This is a genomic window from Klebsiella sp. GW_Kp182 (assembly GCF_040062275.1).
GTDB lineage: Bacteria > Pseudomonadota > Gammaproteobacteria > Enterobacterales > Enterobacteriaceae > Klebsiella > Klebsiella michiganensis.
On record NZ_JBEAFQ010000032.1, the window covers coordinates 1 to 1,430 of the forward strand.

The following is a 1,430-nucleotide window of genomic DNA, read 5'->3' on the forward strand; positions in this document are numbered from 1 at the left end:
TGTAATGCCAGTCAGTTAAGCAACTGACTGGCCCTTTTTAGGGGCTGTGGGGTATCTCCAGGGCCTCTCCTTTACCACTCGCGGGAAGGCCCTTTCCCTTCTTGTCGGTAATTTTACCAGTTGCCCCATGCTTTCAAGATCGCGCATCAGCTCCGGGATACGCCCTGGTGAAGCGCCCTGAAGAGTCATCAACATTCTCATGACCATGCCACATGATTCTGAGAAGCTCAGCTGATTCGGCCAGTATCCTTTCAGATGCCCGGCCATTTTAATCATCTGATATCTCACCAGATTATAAGCCAGTAAGACACCCCACAGTTCCTGCTCCACAAGTTCCGGCTTTTTACTTCTTAGCGTCAGCCTGCTCAGTTGCATCGTCTGTTTTATCTCCCGGTATCCCAGTTCAATTTCCCAGCGATGGCTGTACAGGTCTGCCATTTCCCCTCCGGGGTAACGCATGGCATCCGTCATTGACGTCAGCAGGTGGCAGACTTTACCTTTGCGCGTCACATTCAACAGCCGGGCTGTCATCTCATCTCCCAGACCCGGCCATTTTTTTCGTGCCTGTGGACTGGTTTTCAGCTTCACCAGATGGTCGCCCTTACCCAGCTTTCTGACCTCTTCGTACTGCGCACCCTTTCTGAGCGGGATCATCCAGTGACGGTGCTCTCCCGCCTGGCTCCATGCATGCAGCAGCCCCAGGGAGTAATAACCTTTATCCATTAACGTCAGGGTGTTATCGCCGGTCTGCTCTATCAGTTGCTCCGCGAGCTCATTTTCGCTGTTTTTCATCGTGCCGAAGGCCGCTGCCGTCAGCAGATGGCTGGTCAGCTCCATCTGACAGACCATTTTTACCTGAGGATAAAGTGCCGGGTTTCCGCCATGCGTCTGGCGGGGGAAAGCTTTATCATTTTCTGGCGTGTCCGGTGTTCGCCAGAAAACACCATCAATGGCCAGCAGGGTCAGACCGCACCAGTGCGGATGCGGCGTGGCGTTATGCCAGAGCTGCGCTGTTTGCGTGAACACGCGGCGTACGGCCTCGCTTCCCAGCCGCTGGCGGGCCTGGATCACGGCGCTGGGCGCAACGAACGGACGATTGCCGGGTAACATGATATCCAGCCGGTTAACGATCTGATGAAGCGGCTCCTTGCGCTCAAGTGCCATACCGACAATGCACCAGACCATCATTTCCAGAGGAAGGCGCCGTTTGCGTAACGTGACAGTGCCGGACTCTTCAAGGCAGCGGGAAATCAGTTCCGGGTCAAGATAATCGCCCAGAGAAGCCAGAGGGTTACGCAGAGAATCGTAACGGGATACCAGATCAAGAGCCTGTCCAATGTGCATAAAAAAATCCGGAAAAGGGTGAGCATTTCCGGATTCTTACACAGCCACTGGATCGATCAACCGATCCTTAACTGATCGGCATTACA

Annotated in this window: 1 protein-coding gene; it reads right to left on the reverse strand. The window is 54.2% G+C overall.

Translation table 11 applies throughout. The annotated features are described in order from the left end of the window. Positions 1–15: 15 nt before the first annotated feature. Entirely contained in the window at positions 16–1,344 is a 1,329-nt protein-coding gene (locus ABLU88_RS16285) for an IS4 family transposase (protein ID WP_106510599.1), read from the reverse strand. Positions 1,345–1,430 lie beyond the last annotated feature (86 nt).

Coding starts and splice junctions, on each gene's coding strand:
- ABLU88_RS16285 (WP_106510599.1), bottom strand. CDS start 1,344: ATGCACATTGGACAGGCTCTTGATCTGGTATCCCGTTACGATTCTCTG.